Origin of the sequence: Pseudomonas sp. lyk4-TYG-107, assembly GCF_030209055.1 — a bacterium.
Taxonomy (GTDB): domain Bacteria; phylum Pseudomonadota; class Gammaproteobacteria; order Pseudomonadales; family Pseudomonadaceae; genus Aquipseudomonas; species Aquipseudomonas putida_A.
This window is the reverse complement of sequence record NZ_JARVST010000005.1, coordinates 1-17,670: the sequence shown is the minus strand read 5'-3', so window position 1 is coordinate 17,670 and position 17,670 is coordinate 1. Positions and strand designations below refer to the sequence as shown.

General features: G+C 59.8%; 15 protein-coding genes. 11 read left to right on the top strand and 4 right to left on the bottom strand.

Annotated elements, in window-relative coordinates; genetic code table 11:
- Nucleotides 1–65: 65 nt before the first annotated feature.
- From QRN61_RS05435 to QRN61_RS05425, 3 genes are all read left to right on the top strand, one after another.
- Complete coding sequence (locus QRN61_RS05435; RefSeq protein WP_007965354.1) at nt 66–242, top strand: hypothetical protein; 177 nt, start codon at nt 66–68, stop codon at nt 240–242.
- A gap of 77 nt (nt 243–319) precedes the next feature.
- Complete coding sequence (locus QRN61_RS05430; RefSeq protein ID WP_285373389.1) at nt 320–2,473, top strand: mechanosensitive ion channel family protein; 2,154 nt, start codon at nt 320–322, stop codon at nt 2,471–2,473.
- 66 nt (nt 2,474–2,539) lie between these two features.
- Nucleotides 2,540–3,874 carry an amidohydrolase gene (locus QRN61_RS05425; RefSeq protein ID WP_285373388.1) on the top strand — a complete coding sequence of 445 codons (1,335 nt, stop codon included), beginning with the start codon at nt 2,540–2,542 and terminating at the stop codon, nt 3,872–3,874.
- A 938-nt stretch (nt 3,875–4,812) separates the two neighbouring features.
- Here QRN61_RS05425 and QRN61_RS05420 read toward each other — a convergent pair.
- On the bottom strand, nt 4,813–5,526 hold the full coding sequence (locus QRN61_RS05420) for a UTRA domain-containing protein (protein WP_285373387.1): 714 nt from the start codon (nt 5,524–5,526) through the stop codon (nt 4,813–4,815).
- Nucleotides 5,527–5,878: 352 nt separating this feature from the next.
- Here QRN61_RS05420 and QRN61_RS05415 point away from each other — a divergent pair, with 352 nt between their 5' ends.
- From QRN61_RS05415 to QRN61_RS05390, 6 genes are all read left to right on the top strand, one after another.
- The gene (locus tag QRN61_RS05415; RefSeq protein WP_027613356.1) at nt 5,879–6,946 is read left to right on the top strand and encodes an ABC transporter substrate-binding protein; all 1,068 of its coding nucleotides are present in this window, start codon (nt 5,879–5,881) and stop codon (nt 6,944–6,946) included.
- Between the two features lie 181 nt (nt 6,947–7,127).
- Nucleotides 7,128–7,934 carry an alkaline phosphatase family protein gene (locus tag QRN61_RS05410; protein ID WP_115990363.1) on the top strand — a complete coding sequence of 269 codons (807 nt, stop codon included), beginning with the start codon at nt 7,128–7,130 and terminating at the stop codon, nt 7,932–7,934.
- Nucleotides 7,935–7,939: 5 nt separating this feature from the next.
- On the top strand, nt 7,940–8,776 hold the full coding sequence (locus QRN61_RS05405; RefSeq protein WP_163005303.1) for an ABC transporter permease: 837 nt from the start codon (nt 7,940–7,942) through the stop codon (nt 8,774–8,776).
- Nucleotides 8,763–9,563, top strand: coding sequence for an ABC transporter permease (locus QRN61_RS05400; RefSeq protein WP_007965346.1), 801 nt, complete (start codon nt 8,763–8,765; stop codon nt 9,561–9,563). The genes QRN61_RS05405 and QRN61_RS05400 overlap by 14 nt, the downstream gene beginning before the upstream one ends.
- Nucleotides 9,560–10,549, top strand: a complete 990-nt coding sequence (locus QRN61_RS05395; protein ID WP_027613359.1) for an ABC transporter ATP-binding protein — start codon at nt 9,560–9,562, stop codon at nt 10,547–10,549. Before QRN61_RS05400 ends, QRN61_RS05395 begins: the two co-directional genes overlap by 4 nt.
- A gap of 34 nt (nt 10,550–10,583) precedes the next feature.
- Nucleotides 10,584–11,237: an HAD family hydrolase gene (locus tag QRN61_RS05390; protein ID WP_027613360.1), complete on the top strand. Its 654-nt coding sequence runs from the start codon at nt 10,584–10,586 to the stop codon at nt 11,235–11,237.
- Nucleotides 11,238–11,415: 178 nt separating this feature from the next.
- Here QRN61_RS05390 and QRN61_RS05385 read toward each other — a convergent pair whose 3' ends face one another.
- Nucleotides 11,416–12,378, bottom strand: a complete 963-nt coding sequence (locus QRN61_RS05385; protein ID WP_285373386.1) for a zinc-binding dehydrogenase — start codon at nt 12,376–12,378, stop codon at nt 11,416–11,418.
- Nucleotides 12,379–12,516: 138 nt separating this feature from the next.
- Between QRN61_RS05385 and QRN61_RS05380 the strand changes: the two genes are divergently transcribed.
- Nucleotides 12,517–14,601 carry a carboxy terminal-processing peptidase gene (locus QRN61_RS05380; RefSeq protein WP_167734107.1) on the top strand — a complete coding sequence of 695 codons (2,085 nt, stop codon included), beginning with the start codon at nt 12,517–12,519 and terminating at the stop codon, nt 14,599–14,601.
- Nucleotides 14,602–14,734: 133 nt separating this feature from the next.
- The gene (locus QRN61_RS05375; RefSeq protein WP_285373385.1) at nt 14,735–16,525 is read left to right on the top strand and encodes a bifunctional diguanylate cyclase/phosphodiesterase; all 1,791 of its coding nucleotides are present in this window, start codon (nt 14,735–14,737) and stop codon (nt 16,523–16,525) included.
- A 79-nt stretch (nt 16,526–16,604) separates the two neighbouring features.
- On the opposite strand, the gene QRN61_RS05370 is transcribed toward QRN61_RS05375, so the two are convergent.
- Both QRN61_RS05370 and QRN61_RS05365 read right to left on the bottom strand, forming a co-directional pair.
- Entirely contained in the window at nt 16,605–16,964 is a 360-nt protein-coding gene (locus tag QRN61_RS05370) for a hypothetical protein (protein WP_204896427.1), read from the bottom strand.
- Nucleotides 16,961–17,670, bottom strand: a 710-nt coding sequence (locus tag QRN61_RS05365; protein ID WP_285373384.1) for an RHS repeat-associated core domain-containing protein, incomplete at its 5' end; no start/stop codon positions are given. The genes QRN61_RS05370 and QRN61_RS05365, both read right to left, overlap by 4 nt.

The following is a 17,670-nucleotide window of genomic DNA, read 5'->3' as shown; positions in this document are numbered from 1 at the left end:
ACATCAGAACCGCTGCGCCAAAAGCGACCTAGACTTAAATCATTCCCTTCGACAAGGCAGTCACCATGATTTCGATGTCCTCCTTCCACGCCATGCTCATTCCGATTCTGTCCGGGATGATCCTGCTGGCGATCGGCTTCAACTTCCGCGACAAGAACGCCGGTGTGTTTGCCATGTGGGTCGGCATGCTGATGATCCTGGCGACCGTGGTCTACAAGATCCTCGCCAAACTCAACGAATAAATCCGCGCCCGGCTCGCATTGATTCTGGCTGCCTCGTACACTCGCTCAATTCGCCCCTTTGCGAGGTTGACCGCCTAGTGTTCGCTCGTCTGTTTGCTCTGCCCTGCCTGCTCCTTGTCTGCCTGATGACGCTGCTGCCGTTGGCCCCTGCCCAGGCGGTCGGTCTGCCGGGGCTGCTGAACACCACCAAGACGCAGCCGGAGGCGCAAGAGCCGCTGGGCCAGTCGCTGGATGAAGTCATCAAGTCGCTGGAAAACGACAAGCAACGCGCGCAATTGCTGAGCGATCTGAAAAAGCTGCGCGACGCCACCAAGAAAGCCCAGGCTTCACCGGAAGAAGGCGTGCTGGGCCTGATCGGCGGCACCCTGGCCAGTTTCGAGAAACAGTTCTCCGGTGACGACAGCCCGCTGACCCGCTGGTCCGACGAGTTCGATCTGGCCAGGGACGAACTCGACAACCTGATGTTGCCCGCCAGCGAATGGCTACCGATCATCTTCGGCTTCGCCGTGATCCTGATGGTCTGGAGCCTGCTCGCCGCCGCGCTGATCTGGCTCGGTCACCGGGTGCGCATGCGCTTCGGCCTGACCGAAGAACTGCCGCAACACCCCAAGGCCCTCGACATGCTGCGCTTCGCCCTGCGCAAGCTCGGGCCGTGGTTGATTGCATTGGTCATCACCGTTTACATGAGCTACGCGCTGCCGTCGTCATTGGGTAAAAGCCTGGCGATGGTGCTGGCTTATGCGCTGGTGGTCGGCACCTGTTTCTCGGCGATCTGCGTGATCGCCTTCTCGCTGCTCGACGGCCCGCACCGGCACCGGGCGTTGTACATCCTGCGGCATCAGGCCTTCCGTCCGTTGTGGCTGATCGGCAGCTTCGCCGCATTCGGTGAAGCGCTGAGTGACCCGCGCCTGGTCGAAGGCCTCGGCGTGCACCTGGCGCACACCACCGCGACCATCACCAACGTGCTCGCGGCGCTGTTCACCGGGCTGTTCATCCTGCGTTTCCGCCGGCCGATCGCGCACCTGATCCGCAACCAGCCGTTGTCCCGCCGCCTGACCCGCCGCGCCCTCAGCGACACCATCGATATCCTCGGCACCTTCTGGTACGTGCCGGCGCTGGTGCTGGTCGGGATCTCGCTGTTCGCCACCTTCGTCTCCGCCGGCGACACCAGCACCGCCCTGCGCCAGTCGCTGATCTGCACGGTGTTGCTGGTGATGTGCATGGTGATCAACGGCCTCGTGCGCCGTCACTCGCTCAAACCGCAACGCGGGCCCAAGCGCCATGCGCTGTATTCGGAGCGTCTGAAAAGCTTCTTCTACACCCTCGCCCACCTGCTGGTGTGGCTGATCTTCATCGAGCTCGGCCTGCGCGTGTGGGGCAAATCGCTGATCGGTTTCGCCGAGGGCGAAGGGCATGACGTCAGCGTCAAACTGTTCAGCCTGATCGGCACGCTGATTTTCTCCTGGCTGATCTGGATCCTCGCCGACACCGCCGTGCACCACGCCCTCACCCGCTCGCGCAAAGGCCTGGCGAATGCCCGCGCGCAGACGATGATGCCGCTGATCCGCAACGTGCTGTTCGTGGCGATTTTCATCATCGCGCTGATCGTCGCCCTGGCGAACATGGGCATGAACGTCACGCCATTGCTGGCCGGTGCCGGTGTGATCGGTCTGGCCATCGGTTTCGGTGCGCAGTCGCTGGTGGCGGACCTGATCACCGGCCTGTTCATCATCATCGAAGACTCGCTGGCCATTGATGACTACGTCGACGTCGGCGGCCACCTCGGCACTGTCGAAGGCCTGACCATCCGCACCGTGCGCCTGCGCGACATCGACGGCATCGTCCACACCATCCCGTTCAGCGAAATCAAAAGCATCAAGAACTACTCCCGGGAATTCGGCTACGCGATCTTCCGCGTGGCGGTGCCGTACAACATGGAAATCGACGATGCGATCAAACTGATGCGCGAAGTCGGCCAGAAAATGCGCACCGATCCCCTGCAACGGCGGAACATCTGGTCGCCGCTGGAGATTCAGGGCGTGGAAAGTTTCGAGTCCGGCAGCGCGATTCTGCGCGCCCGGTTCAAGACTGCGCCGATCAAACAATGGGAAGTTTCCCGAGCGTTCAACCTGTCGCTCAAGCGCCATCTGGACGAAGCCGGCCTCGATCTGGCGACGCCACGCATGAGCGTGCAGGTCATCACTGCCGGCGGTGGCCAGCCGAAGGAATAGCACTTCGCGCAGACACTCGGGTCACAGGCAGGGAAGCCAGAAAAACAATAACCATGGAGACACCCGATGCAGCTGACACGTATCGCCCAGTCCGTTCTGCTCACTCTGCTGGCCGGCACCGCCAGCGCCGCCACCCTGGACAGCACCCGCGAACAGATCGCCACGCAAGCCAAGGCACTTGAACCGCAACTGCTGGAAACCCGCCGCGACATCCACGCGCATCCGGAACTGGGCAACACCGAAACACGCACCGCGGAACTGGTCGCCAGACAACTGAAGGCCATGGGCCTGGAAGTCAAAACCAACGTCGCCCGCACCGGCGTGGTTGCCATCCTCAAGGGCGCACTGCCCGGCCCGACCGTGGCCCTGCGCGCCGACATGGACGCGTTGCCGGTCAAGGAAGTCGCCGACCTGCCCTTCGCCTCGAAAGCCAAAGGCACTTATCTGGACAAAGAAGTCGACGTGATGCACGCCTGCGGCCACGACGCCCACACCGCGATCCTGTTGAGCACGGCGAAAATTCTTACGGGCATGCGCGACACCCTGCCCGGCACCGTGGTCTTCTACTTCCAGCCCGCCGAAGAAGGCCCGAGCGACTTCATCCCCGACGGCAAAAACACCTGGGGCGCGAAAATGATGGTGCAGGAAGGCGTGATGAAATCCCCCAAACCCGACGCCGTCTTCGGCCTGCACGTCTGGGCCGGCGTCCCCGCCGGCCAGATCGCCTACCGCCCCGGCGCCACTCTGGCCAGCTCCGACGACCTGCGCATCAAAATCCTCGGCAAACAGACCCACGCCGGCCGCCCGTGGGACGGCATCGACCCGATCACCGTCGGCGCACAAACCATCGTCGGCCTGCAAACCGTGGTCAGCCGCCGCACCGACATTTCGTCCTACCCGTCGGTGGTCAGCATCGGCACCATCAACGGCGGCACCCGCTACAACATCATTCCCGAGTCCGTGGACATGAGCGGCACCATCCGCTCCTACGACTACGGCATCCGCCAGAAACTCCACGCCGACGTACGCCAGACCATCGAAAAAATCGCCGAAAGCGGCGGCGCGAAAGCCGACGTCACCATCATCGAAAAATACGACCCCACAATCAACAACCCGGCACTGACGGAAAAAATGCTGCCGACGTTGAAGTGGGCCGCCAAGGATGACGTGGTCAATGCGCCGCTGGTGGGCGGCGCGGAAGACTTCTCGTTCTTCGCCAAGGAAGTGCCGGGGCTGTTTGTGTTTCTCGGGGTGACGCCACGGGATCAGGACATGAGCAAGGCAGCGCCGAATCACAATCCGGGGTTCTTTGTGGATGAGTCGGCGCTGGTGGTTGGAGTGAGGACGATGGCGTCGTTGGCGACGGATTATTTGTATGCCAATGCAGGGGCGAGCAAGTAGAGATGAAGTTACAGTGGGGGCGCCTTCGCGAGCAGGCTCGCTCCCACATTTGACCGTGTGCAGCCTGTTAGAGATTGGTCGGCTGTCAGGCCGCCATCGCTGGCAAGCCAGCTCCCACAGTTGGATTGAGTGCAGGCAGTTGGAGATTGGTCGGCTGTCAGGCCGCCTTCGCGAGCAGGCTCGCTCCCACAGTGGGATTGGGTGCAGGCAGTTGGAGATTGGTCGGCTGGGAGGTCACCATCACTGGCAGGCCAGCTCCCACAGAGAGATTGGGTGCAGGCAGTTAGAGATTGGTCGGCTGTCAGGCCGCCTTCGCGAGCAGGCTCGCTCCCACAGTGGGATTGGGTGCAGGCAGTTGGAGATTGGTCGGCTGTCAGGCCGCCTTCGCGAGCAAGCTCGCTCCCACAGTGGATGGGTGTGGGCTGTTGGAGTTGGTCGGCTGGGAGGTCACCACCACTGGCAGGCCAGCTCCCACAGTTGGATTGAGTGCAGGCAGTTGGTGATTGGTCGGCTTTCAGGCCGCCATCGCGAGCAGGCTCACTCCTACAGAAAAGCAAAAGCCGACCGCAGGCTCTTCACCACTCAATGGCCGAGTGTCAGCTCGCCGAAAGCTCTTGATCTTGACTCACCGGCCCGTCGGCAGGCTGAGCGGAGGGATTGATCCGGGGGTGGGAGCGAAGCGACCGTTCGACGAAGTCGAACACATCGAGAGGAGGTGCAGCGAAGCAAACCGGAGGCGATGCGCCCGGATCGATCCCGGAGCGAAGGAACCCCGAGCTTTAGCGAGCGGGCCGAACGTCAGGGCACAGACCTTTGGTTCCTTTGGGGCGTTTGCCAAAGGGACTCGCTGTAAAAGCGAAACCGCCAGCCGCAACACCCGAAGCAACGGATATACACCCAAAACCCCAAGAACCTGGTCGGCCCAAAGGCCGCCAAGGTCAAACAACATCTACACCAACGTGAATCGCATCATGCCGCCAAAACTCCAGATCACAATCAATCAACCGCTCATGCTGATCATAATTGACCCGAGCAATCCGTAACCCCGGACTCCCGACAGAAACCCGCAAAGCCGCCGCCGCATCCACCGACAACGACGTCGGCACAATCTCGAACCGCACCCGCCCATAGTGCAAATCGTAATGCCGCGCATAAAGCTCGGTCATCGACTGATTCAAATCAAATCCCAGAATCCCCGGAAAATACTGCGGATTCAGATAATGCTCCACATACAACACCAGCCGCCCGTCAATCCGCCGCGACCGGCAAATCTGAATCACGCTCGACAAAGCAGGCAACTGCAACAACGCACAAACCGCCACCGACGCCGGCTGCAACCGCGCCGAAATCACCTCGGTCGACGGCACCCGCCCCTGCGCACTGACCATCGCGTGAAAGTGACTGCGCTGCATCAGGTTGTACGCCAGACGTGGCGGCGAAACGAACCAGCCACGGCGCTCCTCGCGATAGATCTGCCCCTGCGCCTCCAACTGCAACAAGGCCTCACGCACAGTAATGCGCGTGGTGCCGAACAACTCACTGAGCTTGCGCTCGGCCGGCAACTTGCTCCCGGGCGCGAGCAGGCCGTGATCAAGTTGCTCCTGCAGCACCTGACTAATCGCTGTCACCGCTTTTGTTGCCTCATCGCGCATCAACGTTACCTATCTGGACTAGACCAGCACTGTTTCGGGGCAAAAACCGTACGGCCTGCAAGCCGTTTCCTTGTATTGCAAGCCTAGGCAGTGCAGATGACCGAGAGATGACAAACCCGCCCGACGGTCGCCCTCATGACTTGCAATACATCGGCCAAGTGCCTTGTCCGCCGGGGCTTTGACCTTGGTCTACGCTTACCGGGCAAGCGCCGAAACCGGGCCAATAAAAGGCCTGCCGGGCGACCGCCGACATCAAAGTGTCATCCAGCCCCCTTAAATTGGCTCAGGTATTGCTGACCTAGACCAACACAAACCGCAATCGCAGCGTTGAACACGACCAAGGAGCTTCGGAATGAAACAGCTTTTCCTGGCAACACTGTTAGGCTCGACCATTGCAATGTGCACCTCCGCCATGGCGGCGGGTACCGACCTGAAAACCCTCGAAGCCGCTGCGAAAGCGGAAGGCGCCGTCAACAGCGTCGGCATGCCCGATGACTGGGCCAACTGGAAAGGCACCTGGGAAGACCTGGCCAAGACCTATGGCCTGAAACACATCGACACCGACATGAGCTCGGCCCAGGAAATCGCCAAGTTCGCCGCCGAAAAAGACAACGCCACTGCCGACATCGGCGACGTCGGCGCGGCCTTCGGCCCGATCGCGGTCAAGCAGGGCGTGGTGCAACCGTACAAACCAAGCACCTGGGATCAAGTCCCGGACTGGGCCAAGGACAAGGATGGCAACTGGGCACTGGCCTACACCGGCACCATCGCCTTCATCGTCAACAAGAAGCTGCTGCACGGCTCCGAAGTGCCAACCAAATGGGCCGACCTCAAGGGCGGCAAATACAAGGTTTCCATCGGTGACGTGAGCACCGCTGCGCAAGCCGCCAACGGCGTACTGGCCGCTGCCCTGGCCAACGGTGGCGACGAGAAGAACATCCAGCCGGCCCTGCTGCTGTTTGCAGACATCGCCAAGCAAGGTCGCCTGTCGATGGCCAACCCGACCATCGCCACCATGGAAAAAGGCGAGATCGAAGTCGGCGTGGTCTGGGACTTCAACGGCCTGAGCTACAAGGCCAAGATGGCCAACCCGGATGACTACGTGGTGCTGATCCCGTCCGACGGTTCGGTGATTTCCGGCTACACCACCATCATCAACAAATACGCGAAAAACCCGAACGCCGCCAAGCTGACCCGCGAATACATCTTCAGCGACGCCGGCCAGACCAACCTCGCCCGTGGCAACGCCCGTCCGATCCGTGCCGAGCACCTGCAACTGCCGGAAGACGTGAAGGCCAAGCTGCTGCCAAACGAGCAGTACAAGAAGGTCACGCCGATCAAGGACGCCGACGCCTGGGAAAAAACCTCCAAGGCCCTGCCACAGAAGTGGAACGAAGAAGTCATCGTAGAGATGAAGTAATCCTGTAAATCCCCACTGCTGGATCCATTGGAGATCCAAATGTGGGAGCGGGCTTGCTCGCGAAGGCGGTGGATCAGTCAAGTATCTATCGACTGACACTCCGCCTTCGCGAGCAAGCCCGCTCCCACAGGGGATCCAGGTTGAATCTGAAATTTCCTGTTTTCGCGGAGTTTTTGCCCCTATGAAGCACAACGTCATCCTTGTCGTGCTCGACGGTCTCAATTACGAGGTCGCGCGTCACGCCATGGGGCATCTGCAGGCTTACGTTGGCGCAGGACGCGCCGCGCTCTATCAGTTGGAGTGCGAGTTGCCGGCCCTGTCCCGACCGCTTTACGAATGCATCCTTACCGGCGTGCCGCCGATCGACAGCGGCATCGTCCACAACAATGTTGCGCGCCTGTCCAACCAGCGCAGCATCTATCACTACGCCCGCGACGCCGGCCTGAAAACCGCCGCAGCGGCCTATCACTGGGTCAGCGAGCTGTACAACCGCTCACCGTTCCTAGCGGCCCGCGACCGTCATACCGACGATCCAGCGTTACCGATCCAGCACGGGCATTTCTACTGGAACGATCACTACCCGGATTCGCACCTGTTCGCCGACGCGGAACACCTGCGCCTGCGCCATGCGCCGAATTTCCTGCTGATCCACCCGATGAACATCGACGACGCCGGGCACAAGCACGGCCTCGATTCCGCGCAATACCGCAACAGCGCGCGCTCGGCGGACATCATCCTCGCCGACTACCTGCAATGCTGGCTCGACGCGGATTATCAGGTGCTGGTGACTGCCGATCACGGCATGAACAACGACCGCTCGCACAACGGCCTGCTGCCGGAAGAACGCCAGGTGCCGCTGTTCGTCCTCGGCGACGCGTTCAGCCTGAATGCTGACGCCATGCCGAAGCAGACTGATCTCTGCGGCACCGTCTGCGAACTGCTCGGCGTGCCCCACGACAAACCTGTGTGCCGGGAGTTGCTCAAGTGAACGCCATGACTCGCGGAAAATGGCTGGCGGCCCTGTGTCTGGTGCCGTTCGCGCTGTTCTTTATCGTGTTCGAAATCGCCCCGCTGGTCTGGGTGATGATCAACAGCCTGCAGTCGGAAGAGTTCGGCTGGGGCTTTGCCAACTTCAGCAAGATCTTCAGTTCGAAGTTCTATCTGCAGGCGATCCAGTACAGCCTGGAGATCAGTTTCTGGTCCAGTGTGTTCGGCATCATCATCGCCGTGCTCGGGGCGTATTCATTGCGCCGGGTCGACTCGAAGCTGCGCAACTTCGTGAATGCCTTCGCCAACATGACCAGCAACTTCGCCGGTGTACCGCTGGCCTTCGCATTCATCATCCTGCTCGGCTTCAACGGCAGCATCACGATCATGCTCAAGCAGGCCGGGATCATTCAGGACTTCAACCTGTATTCGAAAACCGGTCTGATCATCCTCTACACCTATTTCCAGATTCCCCTCGGCGTGCTGCTGCTCTACCCGGCCTTCGACGCCTTGCGTGAAGACTGGCGCGAATCCGCCGCGCTGCTCGGCGCCAACGGCTGGCAGTTCTGGCGCCACATCGGTCTGCCGGTGCTGACCCCGGCCCTGCTCGGCACTTTCGTGATCCTGCTGGCCAACGCCCTCGGCGCCTACGCCACGGTGTACGCCTTGACCACCGGCAACTTCAACGTGCTGCCGATCCGCATCGCGGCAATGGTTTCCGGGGATATTTCCCTAGATCCGAATCTCGCCAGTGCCCTGGCTGTGGTGCTGGTGGCGTTGATGACCATCGTCACCGTCGTGCATCAACTGCTGTTGAAGAGGAGCTACCATGTCTCGCGCTGAATCCGGCCCGGCCGGCGTCTACCACCGCGTCGTGGTTTATCTGCTGTTCGCGATTCTGCTGCTGCCGCTGGTGGGCACGCTGATCTACTCGATTGCCAGCAGTTGGTCGGCGACCATCCTGCCCAGCGGTTTCACCTTCAAGTGGTACCTCCAGTTATGGAGCGATCCGCGCTTTCTGCATGCCTTCGGCCAGTCGCTGCTGGTGTGCGTCGGCGCGCTGGTGCTGTCGGTGGTGCTGATCCTGCCGCTGCTGTTCGTGGTGCATTACCACTTCCCGAAACTCGATGCGCTGATGAACATCCTGATCCTGCTGCCCTTCGCGGTGCCGCCGGTGGTGTCGTCGGTGGGCCTGTTGCAACTCTATGGCTCCGGGCCGCTGGCGATGGTCGGCACACCGTGGATTCTGATCGGTTGCTACTTCACCGTGGCGCTGCCGTTCATGTACCGGGCGATCACCAACAACCTGCAGGCGATCAACCTGCGCGACCTGATGGACGCTGCGCAACTGCTCGGCGCCAGCACCTTTCAGGCGGCATTTCTGGTGGTACTGCCGAACCTGCGCAAGGGCCTGATGGTCGCGTTGCTGCTGTCGTTCTCGTTCCTGTTCGGTGAGTTCGTGTTCGCCAACATCCTCGTCGGCACGCGCTACGAAACCCTGCAGGTGTACCTGAACAACATGCGCAACAGCAGCGGCCACTTCACCAGTGCGCTGGTGATCTCGTACTTCTTTTTCGTGCTGGTCCTGACCTGGATCGCCAACATCTTGAACAAGGACAAAAGCGAATGAGCTATGTCAGCGTCCAACACCTGCAGAAAAACTACGCGGGCACGACCGTGTTCAGCGACATCAACTGCGAAATCAACAAGGGCGAATTCGTCACCCTGCTCGGCCCTTCAGGTTGCGGCAAGTCCACGCTGCTGCGCTGCATTGCCGGCCTGACGCCGGTGGATGGCGGCAAGATCCTGCTTGATGGCGTCGACATCGTGCCGCTGAGCCCGCAGAAACGCGGGATCGGGATGGTGTTCCAGAGCTACGCGCTGTTCCCCAACATGACCGTCGAACAGAACGTCGCCTTCGGCCTGCGCATGCAAAAAGTCAACTCGGACGACAGCCACAAGCGTGTCGCCGAGGTGCTGAAACTGGTTGAGCTCAACGACTTCGCCAGCCGTTATCCGCATCAGCTCTCCGGCGGCCAGTGTCAACGCGTGGCCCTCGCCCGCTCGCTGGTGACCCGTCCACGCCTGTTACTGCTGGATGAACCGCTGTCGGCGCTGGATGCGCGTATCCGCAAACACCTGCGTGAACAGATCCGGCAGATCCAGCGCGAACTCGGCCTGACCACGATTTTCGTCACCCACGATCAGGAAGAAGCATTGACCATGTCCGACCGGATTTTCCTGATGAACCAAGGGAAGATCGTGCAGAGCGGCGATGCCGAAACCCTCTACACCGCACCAGTGGACATATTCGCCGCAGGCTTCATCGGCAACTACAACTTGCTTGACGCCGACAGCGCCTCGAAGTTGTTGCAACGGCCGATCAACCACCGCATCGCGATTCGCCCGGAAGCCATCGAACTGAGCCTCAATGGCGAACTCGATGCGCAGATCCGCAGCCACAGCCTGCTCGGTAACGTGATCCGCTATCGGGTCGAAGCGCGCGGTGTGGAACTGGTGGTGGACGTGCTCAACCGCTCGGCGGCGGATCTGCATCCCGACGGTCAGCGTCTGGCGCTTTCCATCGATCCGACGGCCCTGTGTGAGGTAGCCTGATGACTTTGCTGACGTTGAAGAGAGAACTGCACTGATGGCCCTGGCAATTTTTGATCTGGACGAAACCCTGATCCACGGCGACTGCGCCACCCTCTGGAGCGAGCAGATGGGGCGCCTGGGCTGGGTCGATCCCGAGTCGTTCATGCGCAAGAACAACGAGCTGATGGACGCCTACAGCCATGGCAAATTGCGCATGGAAGAATTCATGGCGTTCAGCCTCGAACCGATGGTCGGCCGTACCCCGGAAGAGGTCGAACACCTGGTCGGCCCATGGGTGGAAGACTTCATCGAACCGATCATCTTCAGCGACGCCACCAAAACCATCGCCGCCCACCGCAAGGCCGGCGACCGGATTCTGGTGATCTCGGCTTCCGGCACGCACCTGGTCAAACCGATCGCCGAGCGCCTGGGCATCGACGAAATTCTCGGCATAGAACTGGACGTTGCGCACGGCGTTTACACTGGCCAGACCGTCGGCACGCTGACCTACCGCGAAGGCAAGATCACCCGCCTGCTGGAATGGCTGGATGCCGAGGAAGAGAACCTGGAAGGCGCGAGTTTCTACTCCGACTCACGCAACGATTTGCCATTGTTGCTGAAGGTGGACTTCCCGCATGTGGTGAATCCGGATCCGGTGCTGCTGGAGCATGCCGAAAAAGCAGGCTGGCCGATCCATCTCTGGAAATAACCAAAGATCCAGATATGGATTATTGACTGTGGCAAGGGAGCTTGCCGAAAAATCCGGCTAAACATCGATCCAAATGTGGGAGCGGGCTTGCTCGCGAAGGCGGAGTGTCAGTCGATAAATTCTTGTCTGATTCACCGCCTTCGCGAGCAAGCCCGCTCCCACAGGTTTTTCGGTGTTTTCAGGTCAGGCTTTCGTCGACCACCAGCACCAGTTTGCCGGCAACTTTGTTGCTCGCCAGCTCGGCAAACGCCGCTTCGGCGTCTTTCACCGGGAAGGTTTTCGCCAATTGCGGACTCAACCGCCCTTCGGCAAACAGCGGCCACACATGCTGGCTCAAATCGCTGAACAGGTCGGCCTTGAACTGATCGTCGCGACTGCGCAACGTCGAACCGAGCAACTGCACGCGCTTGGCCAGTACCTGTGCCAGGTCCAGTTTCGCCTCACGTCCGCCCATCAGGCCGATCAGTACCCAGCGTCCGTCCAGCGCCGTCAGCTTGAGGTTCAGTGCCGCATAGTTGCCGCCGACCGGATCAAGGATCACGTCAAACGGCCCGAAGTCGCGCAGGCTCTCCATATCATCGCTGCGCACCGCGCCGCCTTGGGCGCCGAGCGCCTCACAGTAGGCCAATCGCTCAGCCGACCCGACGCTGACCCAACAGGGATTGCCGAACGCCTTGCATAGCTGAATGGCGGCTGAACCAATTCCACTGGCCCCGGCGTGCAGGAGAACCTTCTCGCCGGGTTTCAGCGCCGCCAGTTGAAACACGTTGAGCCAGACCGTTGCATAAACCTCGGGTAATGCCGCGGCCTCGATCAACGAAACACCCTCGGGCAACGGCAGCACGTGCCGTCCATCGACCACCACCTCCTCGGCCATTCCGCCCCCGGCCAGCAAGGCGCAGACCCGGTCGCCGACCTGCCAGGACGAGCCGGCGCCGACTTCGCTGATCACCCCGGAACACTCCAGACCGAGCACCTGACTGGCGCCCGGCGGCGGTGGATAAAGCCCGGCTTTCTGTAATAAATCGGCGCGATTGAGGCCCGCAGCCGCCACGCGAATGCGCACTTGTCCTACATCACATGCCGGACTCGGCTCTTCAAGCCATGCCACTTGACCTTCAACGCCTTGCAATGCCTTCACAGTGCCTCCATAGTGAGTCTGGACTGAGCCCGAAGCTGTAGCGCCGGGCTTTTTGCATTATGCGACCGGCTCTCGTAGAACCGGCGACTTCAAAGACGGCCTAATATGCGTTATCAATTGTCCCCGCGTCGAATCAGCATGAAGCATTTGCTCCCCAGCACCGCCCTCGCTCTTTTCATCGGTATCGGCTTGTTGCCGGTGTCGGGCACTACATTCGCAGCCAACAGCTGGGACAAGTTGCAGCCGGATCGCGACGAAGTGATCGCCAGCCTCAACGTCGTCGAGTTGCTCAAGCGTCACCACTACAGCAAGCCGCCGCTCGACGATGCGCGCTCGGTGATCATCTACGACAGCTACATCAAGCTGCTGGACCCGTCGCGCAGCTACTTCATGGCCAGCGACATCGCCGAATTCGACAAGTGGAAGACCCAGTTCGACGACTTCCTCAAAAGCGGCGACCTCAACGCCGGGTTCACCATCTACAAGCGCTATCTGGACCGCGTCAAGGCGCGCCTGGACTTCGCCATTGCGGAGCTGAACAAGGGCGTCGACAAGATGGACTTCACTACCAAGGAAACCTTGCTGATCGATCGCAAGGACGCCCCTTGGCTCAAATCCACCGCTGAACTCGACGACCTGTGGCGCAAACGCGTCAAGGACGAAGTGCTGCGGCAGAAGATCGCCGGCAAGGATTCCAAGCAGATCCAGGAAACCCTGACCAAGCGCTACAAGAACCAGTTGGCGCGTCTGGACCAGACCCGCGCGGAAGATATCTTCCAGGCGTACATCAACACCTTCGCCATGTCCTACGACCCGCACACCAACTATCTGTCGCCGGATAACGCGGAGAACTTCGACATCAACATGAGCCTGTCCCTGGAGGGCATCGGCGCCGTGTTGCAGAGCGACAACGATCAGGTGAAAGTCGTGCGCCTGGTGCCGGCAGGCCCGGCCGACAAGACCAAGCAGGTTGCACCGGCCGACAAGATCATCGGCGTTGCCCAGGGCAACAAAGAGATGGTTGACGTGGTGGGCTGGCGCCTGGACGAAGTGGTCAAGCTGATCCGCGGCCCGAAAGGCACCGTGGTGCGCCTGGAAGTGATTCCGGCCAGCAATGCGCCGAACGACCAGACCAGCAAGATCGTGCCGATCACTCGCGAAGCGGTGAAGCTTGAAGACCAGGCGGTGAAAAAATCCGTGCTGAACCTGAAACAGGACGGCAAGGACTACAAGCTCGGCATCATCGAGATCCCGGCCTTCTACCTCGACTTCAAGGCGTTCCGTGCCGGTGATCCGGACTACAAGAGCACCACCCGTGACGTCAAGAAACTGCTGACCGAACTGCAGAAAGAGAAAGTCGACGGCGTGGTCATCGACCTGCGCAACAATGGCGGCGGTTCTCTGCAGGAAGCCACCGAGCTGACCAGCCTGTTCATCGACAAGGGCCCGACCGTACTCGTGCGTAACGCCGATGGCCGCGTCGATGTACTGGAAGATGAAAACCCGGGCGCGTTCTACAAAGGCCCGATGGCTCTGCTGGTCAACCGCCTGTCCGCCTCGGCTTCGGAGATTTTCGCCGGCGCCATGCAGGACTACCATCGCGCATTGATCATCGGTGGCCAGACCTTCGGCAAAGGCACCGTGCAGACCATTCAGCCGCTGAACCATGGCGAACTGAAACTGACCCTGGCCAAGTTCTACCGGGTTTCCGGGCAGAGCACGCAGCATCAGGGCGTACTGCCGGACATCGACTACCCGTCGATCATCGACACCAAGGAAATCGGCGAAAGCGCCCTGCCGGAAGCCATGCCGTGGGACACCATCAAGGCAGCGATCAAGCCGGCCTCCGATCCGTTCAAGCCGTACCTGGCGCAGCTCAAGTCCGAGCATGACGCACGCAGCGCCAAAGATGCCGAGTTCGTGTTCATCCGTGACAAACTGGCCCTGGCGCAGAAGTTGATGGAAGAGAAAACCGTCAGCCTCAACGAAGCCGACCGCCGTGCCCAGCACGCGGACATCGATGCCAAGCAACTGGCCATGGAAAACATTCGTCGCAAAGCCAAAGGCGAAGAACCGCTCAAAGAGCTGAAGAAAGAAGATGAAGACGCGCTGGCTGCGGCTGAGCCGGACAAGGTCAAACCAGAAGACGACGCCTACCTGAGCGAAACCGGGCGCGTGCTGCTGGATTATCTGAAGCTGAGCAATCAGGTGGCCAAGAAGTAAGATGATGGCAATTTAGTGGTGACGCTCCCCGGAGCGTCATCAAACAGTCATCATTCTGTCGTGAAATAAAGGACTGGGAGCGCCTCTTCAAGCAAGAGCGCTCCCAGTCCTTTTTTTATCGCCAGAGATTGCCATGACCACGACCGAACAGCTGAGTGCCTTGAGCTCGATCCTGACTCAAAGCGGTTTGCACAGCCTGTTCCAGCCGATCATCTGTCTCTCCGAGCGTCGTATTCTCGGCTACGAAGCCCTCACTCGCGGCCCGTCCAACAGCCCTCTGCATTCGCCTATCGCGCTGTTCGCGGTGGCGCGTCAAGCCGGCCGCTTGAGCGAACTGGAGATTGCCTGCCGCCAGTCTGCCTGCCGTCGTTTCAACGAGCAGCAACTGCCGGGCAAGCTGTTCCTCAACGTCTCGCCGGAATCCCTGCTCGAAGCCGCGCACCAACCGGGGCGGACCTTGCAACTGCTGCAAGACTTCGGCATCCCACCGAGTCAAGTGGTGATCGAACTCACCGAACAGACGCCGATCGACGATTTCCAGTTGCTGCAAACCGCCCTGCATCACTATCGGGCGATGGGCTTTTCGATTGCGCTGGATGACTTGGGTGCCGGCTATTCGAGCTTGCGTCTATGGTCGGAGCTGCGTCCGGACTATGTGAAAATCGACCGCCACTTCATCGACGGCATCCATCAGGACGCATTGAAACGCGAGTTCGTCGGCTCGATCCTGCAAATCGCCAAGGCGTCACGGGCACAGGTGATTGCCGAGGGGATCGAGTTGCCAGAGGAACTGGCGGTGCTGACCGAGATGGGCGTCGATCTGGTGCAGGGTTACCTGCTCGCTCGCCCACAGGAGCATCCGCCGCGCGATGCCCGGGCCCTGATGCCGAAACACGACAGCAGCGCCGTGGCGTTGAACGACGAGGGCAGCGACCTCAGCGCCCTGCTCAACGAGCAACCGGCGGTGCATCGTGACACACCGACCGCCACGGTGCTGGAAGCCTTCCGTCGCCAGGCCAATCTGAACTCACTGGCGGTGCTCGACGAACAGGGCCAGCCGTGCGGCATCGTCCATCGCCATTCGTTGTCCGACGCCTTGCTCAAGCCGTTTGCCACCGACCTGTTCGCCCGCAAGCCAATCAGCCGCCTGATGAACGACGACTTCCTCGCCGTGGAAATGAGCCAGTCGCTGCAACAGGTCAGCCGCCTGATCACCAGCCGCGCCCGGCAGCGCATCGAAGAAGATTTCATCATCACCCTCAACGGCGGTTATCTCGGCCTCGGTCGGGTGATCGACGTGCTCAAACTGATCACCGAACTGAAAATCCAGCAGGCCCGCTACGCCAACCCACTGACCCTGCTGCCCGGCAACGTGCCGATCCAGCAATGCCTGACCCGCCTGCTGCAACAGGGCCGCGAATCGATCATCTGCTACGTCGACATCGACAGCTTCAAACCCTTCAACGACATCTACGGCTACGGCCGTGGCGACGAAGTCCTGCTGTGCCTGGCGCAATGTCTGAACGAACGCGTCGACCCTTCCCGCGACTTCGTCGGCCACATCGGCGGCGACGACTTCCTGCTGGTACTCGGCCCGGAAGACTGGCGCAAACGCCTCAACCAACTGCTCGACGACTTCCAGAGCCAATGCCGCCGCTTCTATCGCCCTGAGCATCTTGAGGCCGGCTGCTTCATCGCGCCGAACCGCCAGGGTGTACGGCAGGAATTCCCGTTGCTCTCGTTATCGATCGGCGTAGTCCACTTGCAACCCGAGGCCTGCGCAGAACTGGATGCCAGCCAACTCGCGGAAATGGCTTCGCAGGCGAAGCATCATGCGAAGAATGTTCCGGGGTATAGCGTGCATGTGATTGATAGCCTTGCTGCTGCCGACCTTCAACTGCCGCAACTGATTGGCCAACGCTGACTCCCCAGGCGACACAGATCCCTGTGGGAGCGGGCTTGCTCGCGAAGGCGTCAGTTGAATTAGCCCAGCTGTTTCATCCTTACCGCATATCTGAATCATCGACGTGATACTTCAACAAACAACTTAACAAAACCTGCATGAACTGACGCTGGTCCTCTACGTCGTCATCAAAATAAGTAGTTATTCTTGTAAATACCTCATCAAAGCTATCACCGGCTTCCAAGTAGTACTTCAGTGTGTCAATACACCACTCTCGCTCCTCAAGACTATAAGAAAGAAACTCAGGTTTCATAAGAATATCGAACAGCTCAGCAAGCTCTTGCTTGTCATTGACATTTTTCGAGACGATGATTTTTTCACGAGCATCATCATGAGTATTTTCTATATCAAAAAGAAAAAGCAGACCACGCAAAACAAAATATTCAGGTTTACGTTTCAATTCAAAAACTCCGTGTAAGAGGTTATCGGCTTAGCTGCTCTATTGAGAATTACTACCGCATGTGTTTGCTGTCCGTAAATGACCCCTCCCCTTTTGTACCCCTCGCCAACAACCTTACCCATATGCATAGGTTCTTTAGACGCGATTTGACCATTACGTCTAAAAATAAGCTGAGCACGATGTATTGCGTTAAGTTGATCTCGATAACTAAAAAAGTGTGTAGCCGCACTGGGTATTTTTGGCTGCCCTGCTCGTCGCCCATTGGTGTAGACCTCAATAATTCCAGTTGTTGGATTTCTTCCCGTCAATGAGCGTTCTTGCTGAGAAGCTAGTGTGGTCTGTTTGCCATGTTTTTCTAAGAAGTGTGCATCTTGTGTGGCTTTCTCCATTTCATCCAAACGCCGATGAGCATTTTCTTCTGCCACCTCATCAAGCCTCGCCCGCCGCTCCTGCGCTGTCATCTTTGGCAGCGGAGGAGAACCCTCTTCAACAACTACGCGGCCAGCCTCGTATCGCATCGGGCGACGCGGATTCGTCGGCGGACAACTGCAGCTCAACCCCAACGGATCCACCCACCCCGTCGGATTCGGCACGTACCGGTACTGATTCAACCCACCCGCCAACTTGATGGGATCCGGCGTCAAATACCGCCCCAACCTCGGGTCGTAATACCGATGCCGGTTGTAATGCAGCCCGCTTTCCGCAT

What these genes read in the sequence shown, in the direction of transcription:
- QRN61_RS05435 (WP_007965354.1), top strand. Translation starts at nt 66, where the DNA reads ATGATTTCGATGTCCTCCTTCCACGCCATGCTCATTCCGATTCTGTCC.
- QRN61_RS05425 (WP_285373388.1), top strand. Translation starts at nt 2,540, where the DNA reads ATGCAGCTGACACGTATCGCCCAGTCCGTTCTGCTCACTCTGCTGGCC.
- QRN61_RS05420 (WP_285373387.1), bottom strand. Translation starts at nt 5,526, where the DNA reads ATGCGCGATGAGGCAACAAAAGCGGTGACAGCGATTAGTCAGGTGCTG.
- QRN61_RS05415 (WP_027613356.1), top strand. Translation starts at nt 5,879, where the DNA reads ATGAAACAGCTTTTCCTGGCAACACTGTTAGGCTCGACCATTGCAATG.
- QRN61_RS05410 (WP_115990363.1), top strand. Translation starts at nt 7,128, where the DNA reads ATGAAGCACAACGTCATCCTTGTCGTGCTCGACGGTCTCAATTACGAG.
- QRN61_RS05405 (WP_163005303.1), top strand. Translation starts at nt 7,940, where the DNA reads ATGACTCGCGGAAAATGGCTGGCGGCCCTGTGTCTGGTGCCGTTCGCG.
- QRN61_RS05400 (WP_007965346.1), top strand. Translation starts at nt 8,763, where the DNA reads ATGTCTCGCGCTGAATCCGGCCCGGCCGGCGTCTACCACCGCGTCGTG.
- QRN61_RS05395 (WP_027613359.1), top strand. Translation starts at nt 9,560, where the DNA reads ATGAGCTATGTCAGCGTCCAACACCTGCAGAAAAACTACGCGGGCACG.
- QRN61_RS05390 (WP_027613360.1), top strand. Translation starts at nt 10,584, where the DNA reads ATGGCCCTGGCAATTTTTGATCTGGACGAAACCCTGATCCACGGCGAC.
- QRN61_RS05380 (WP_167734107.1), top strand. Translation starts at nt 12,517, where the DNA reads ATGAAGCATTTGCTCCCCAGCACCGCCCTCGCTCTTTTCATCGGTATC.
- QRN61_RS05375 (WP_285373385.1), top strand. Translation starts at nt 14,735, where the DNA reads ATGACCACGACCGAACAGCTGAGTGCCTTGAGCTCGATCCTGACTCAA.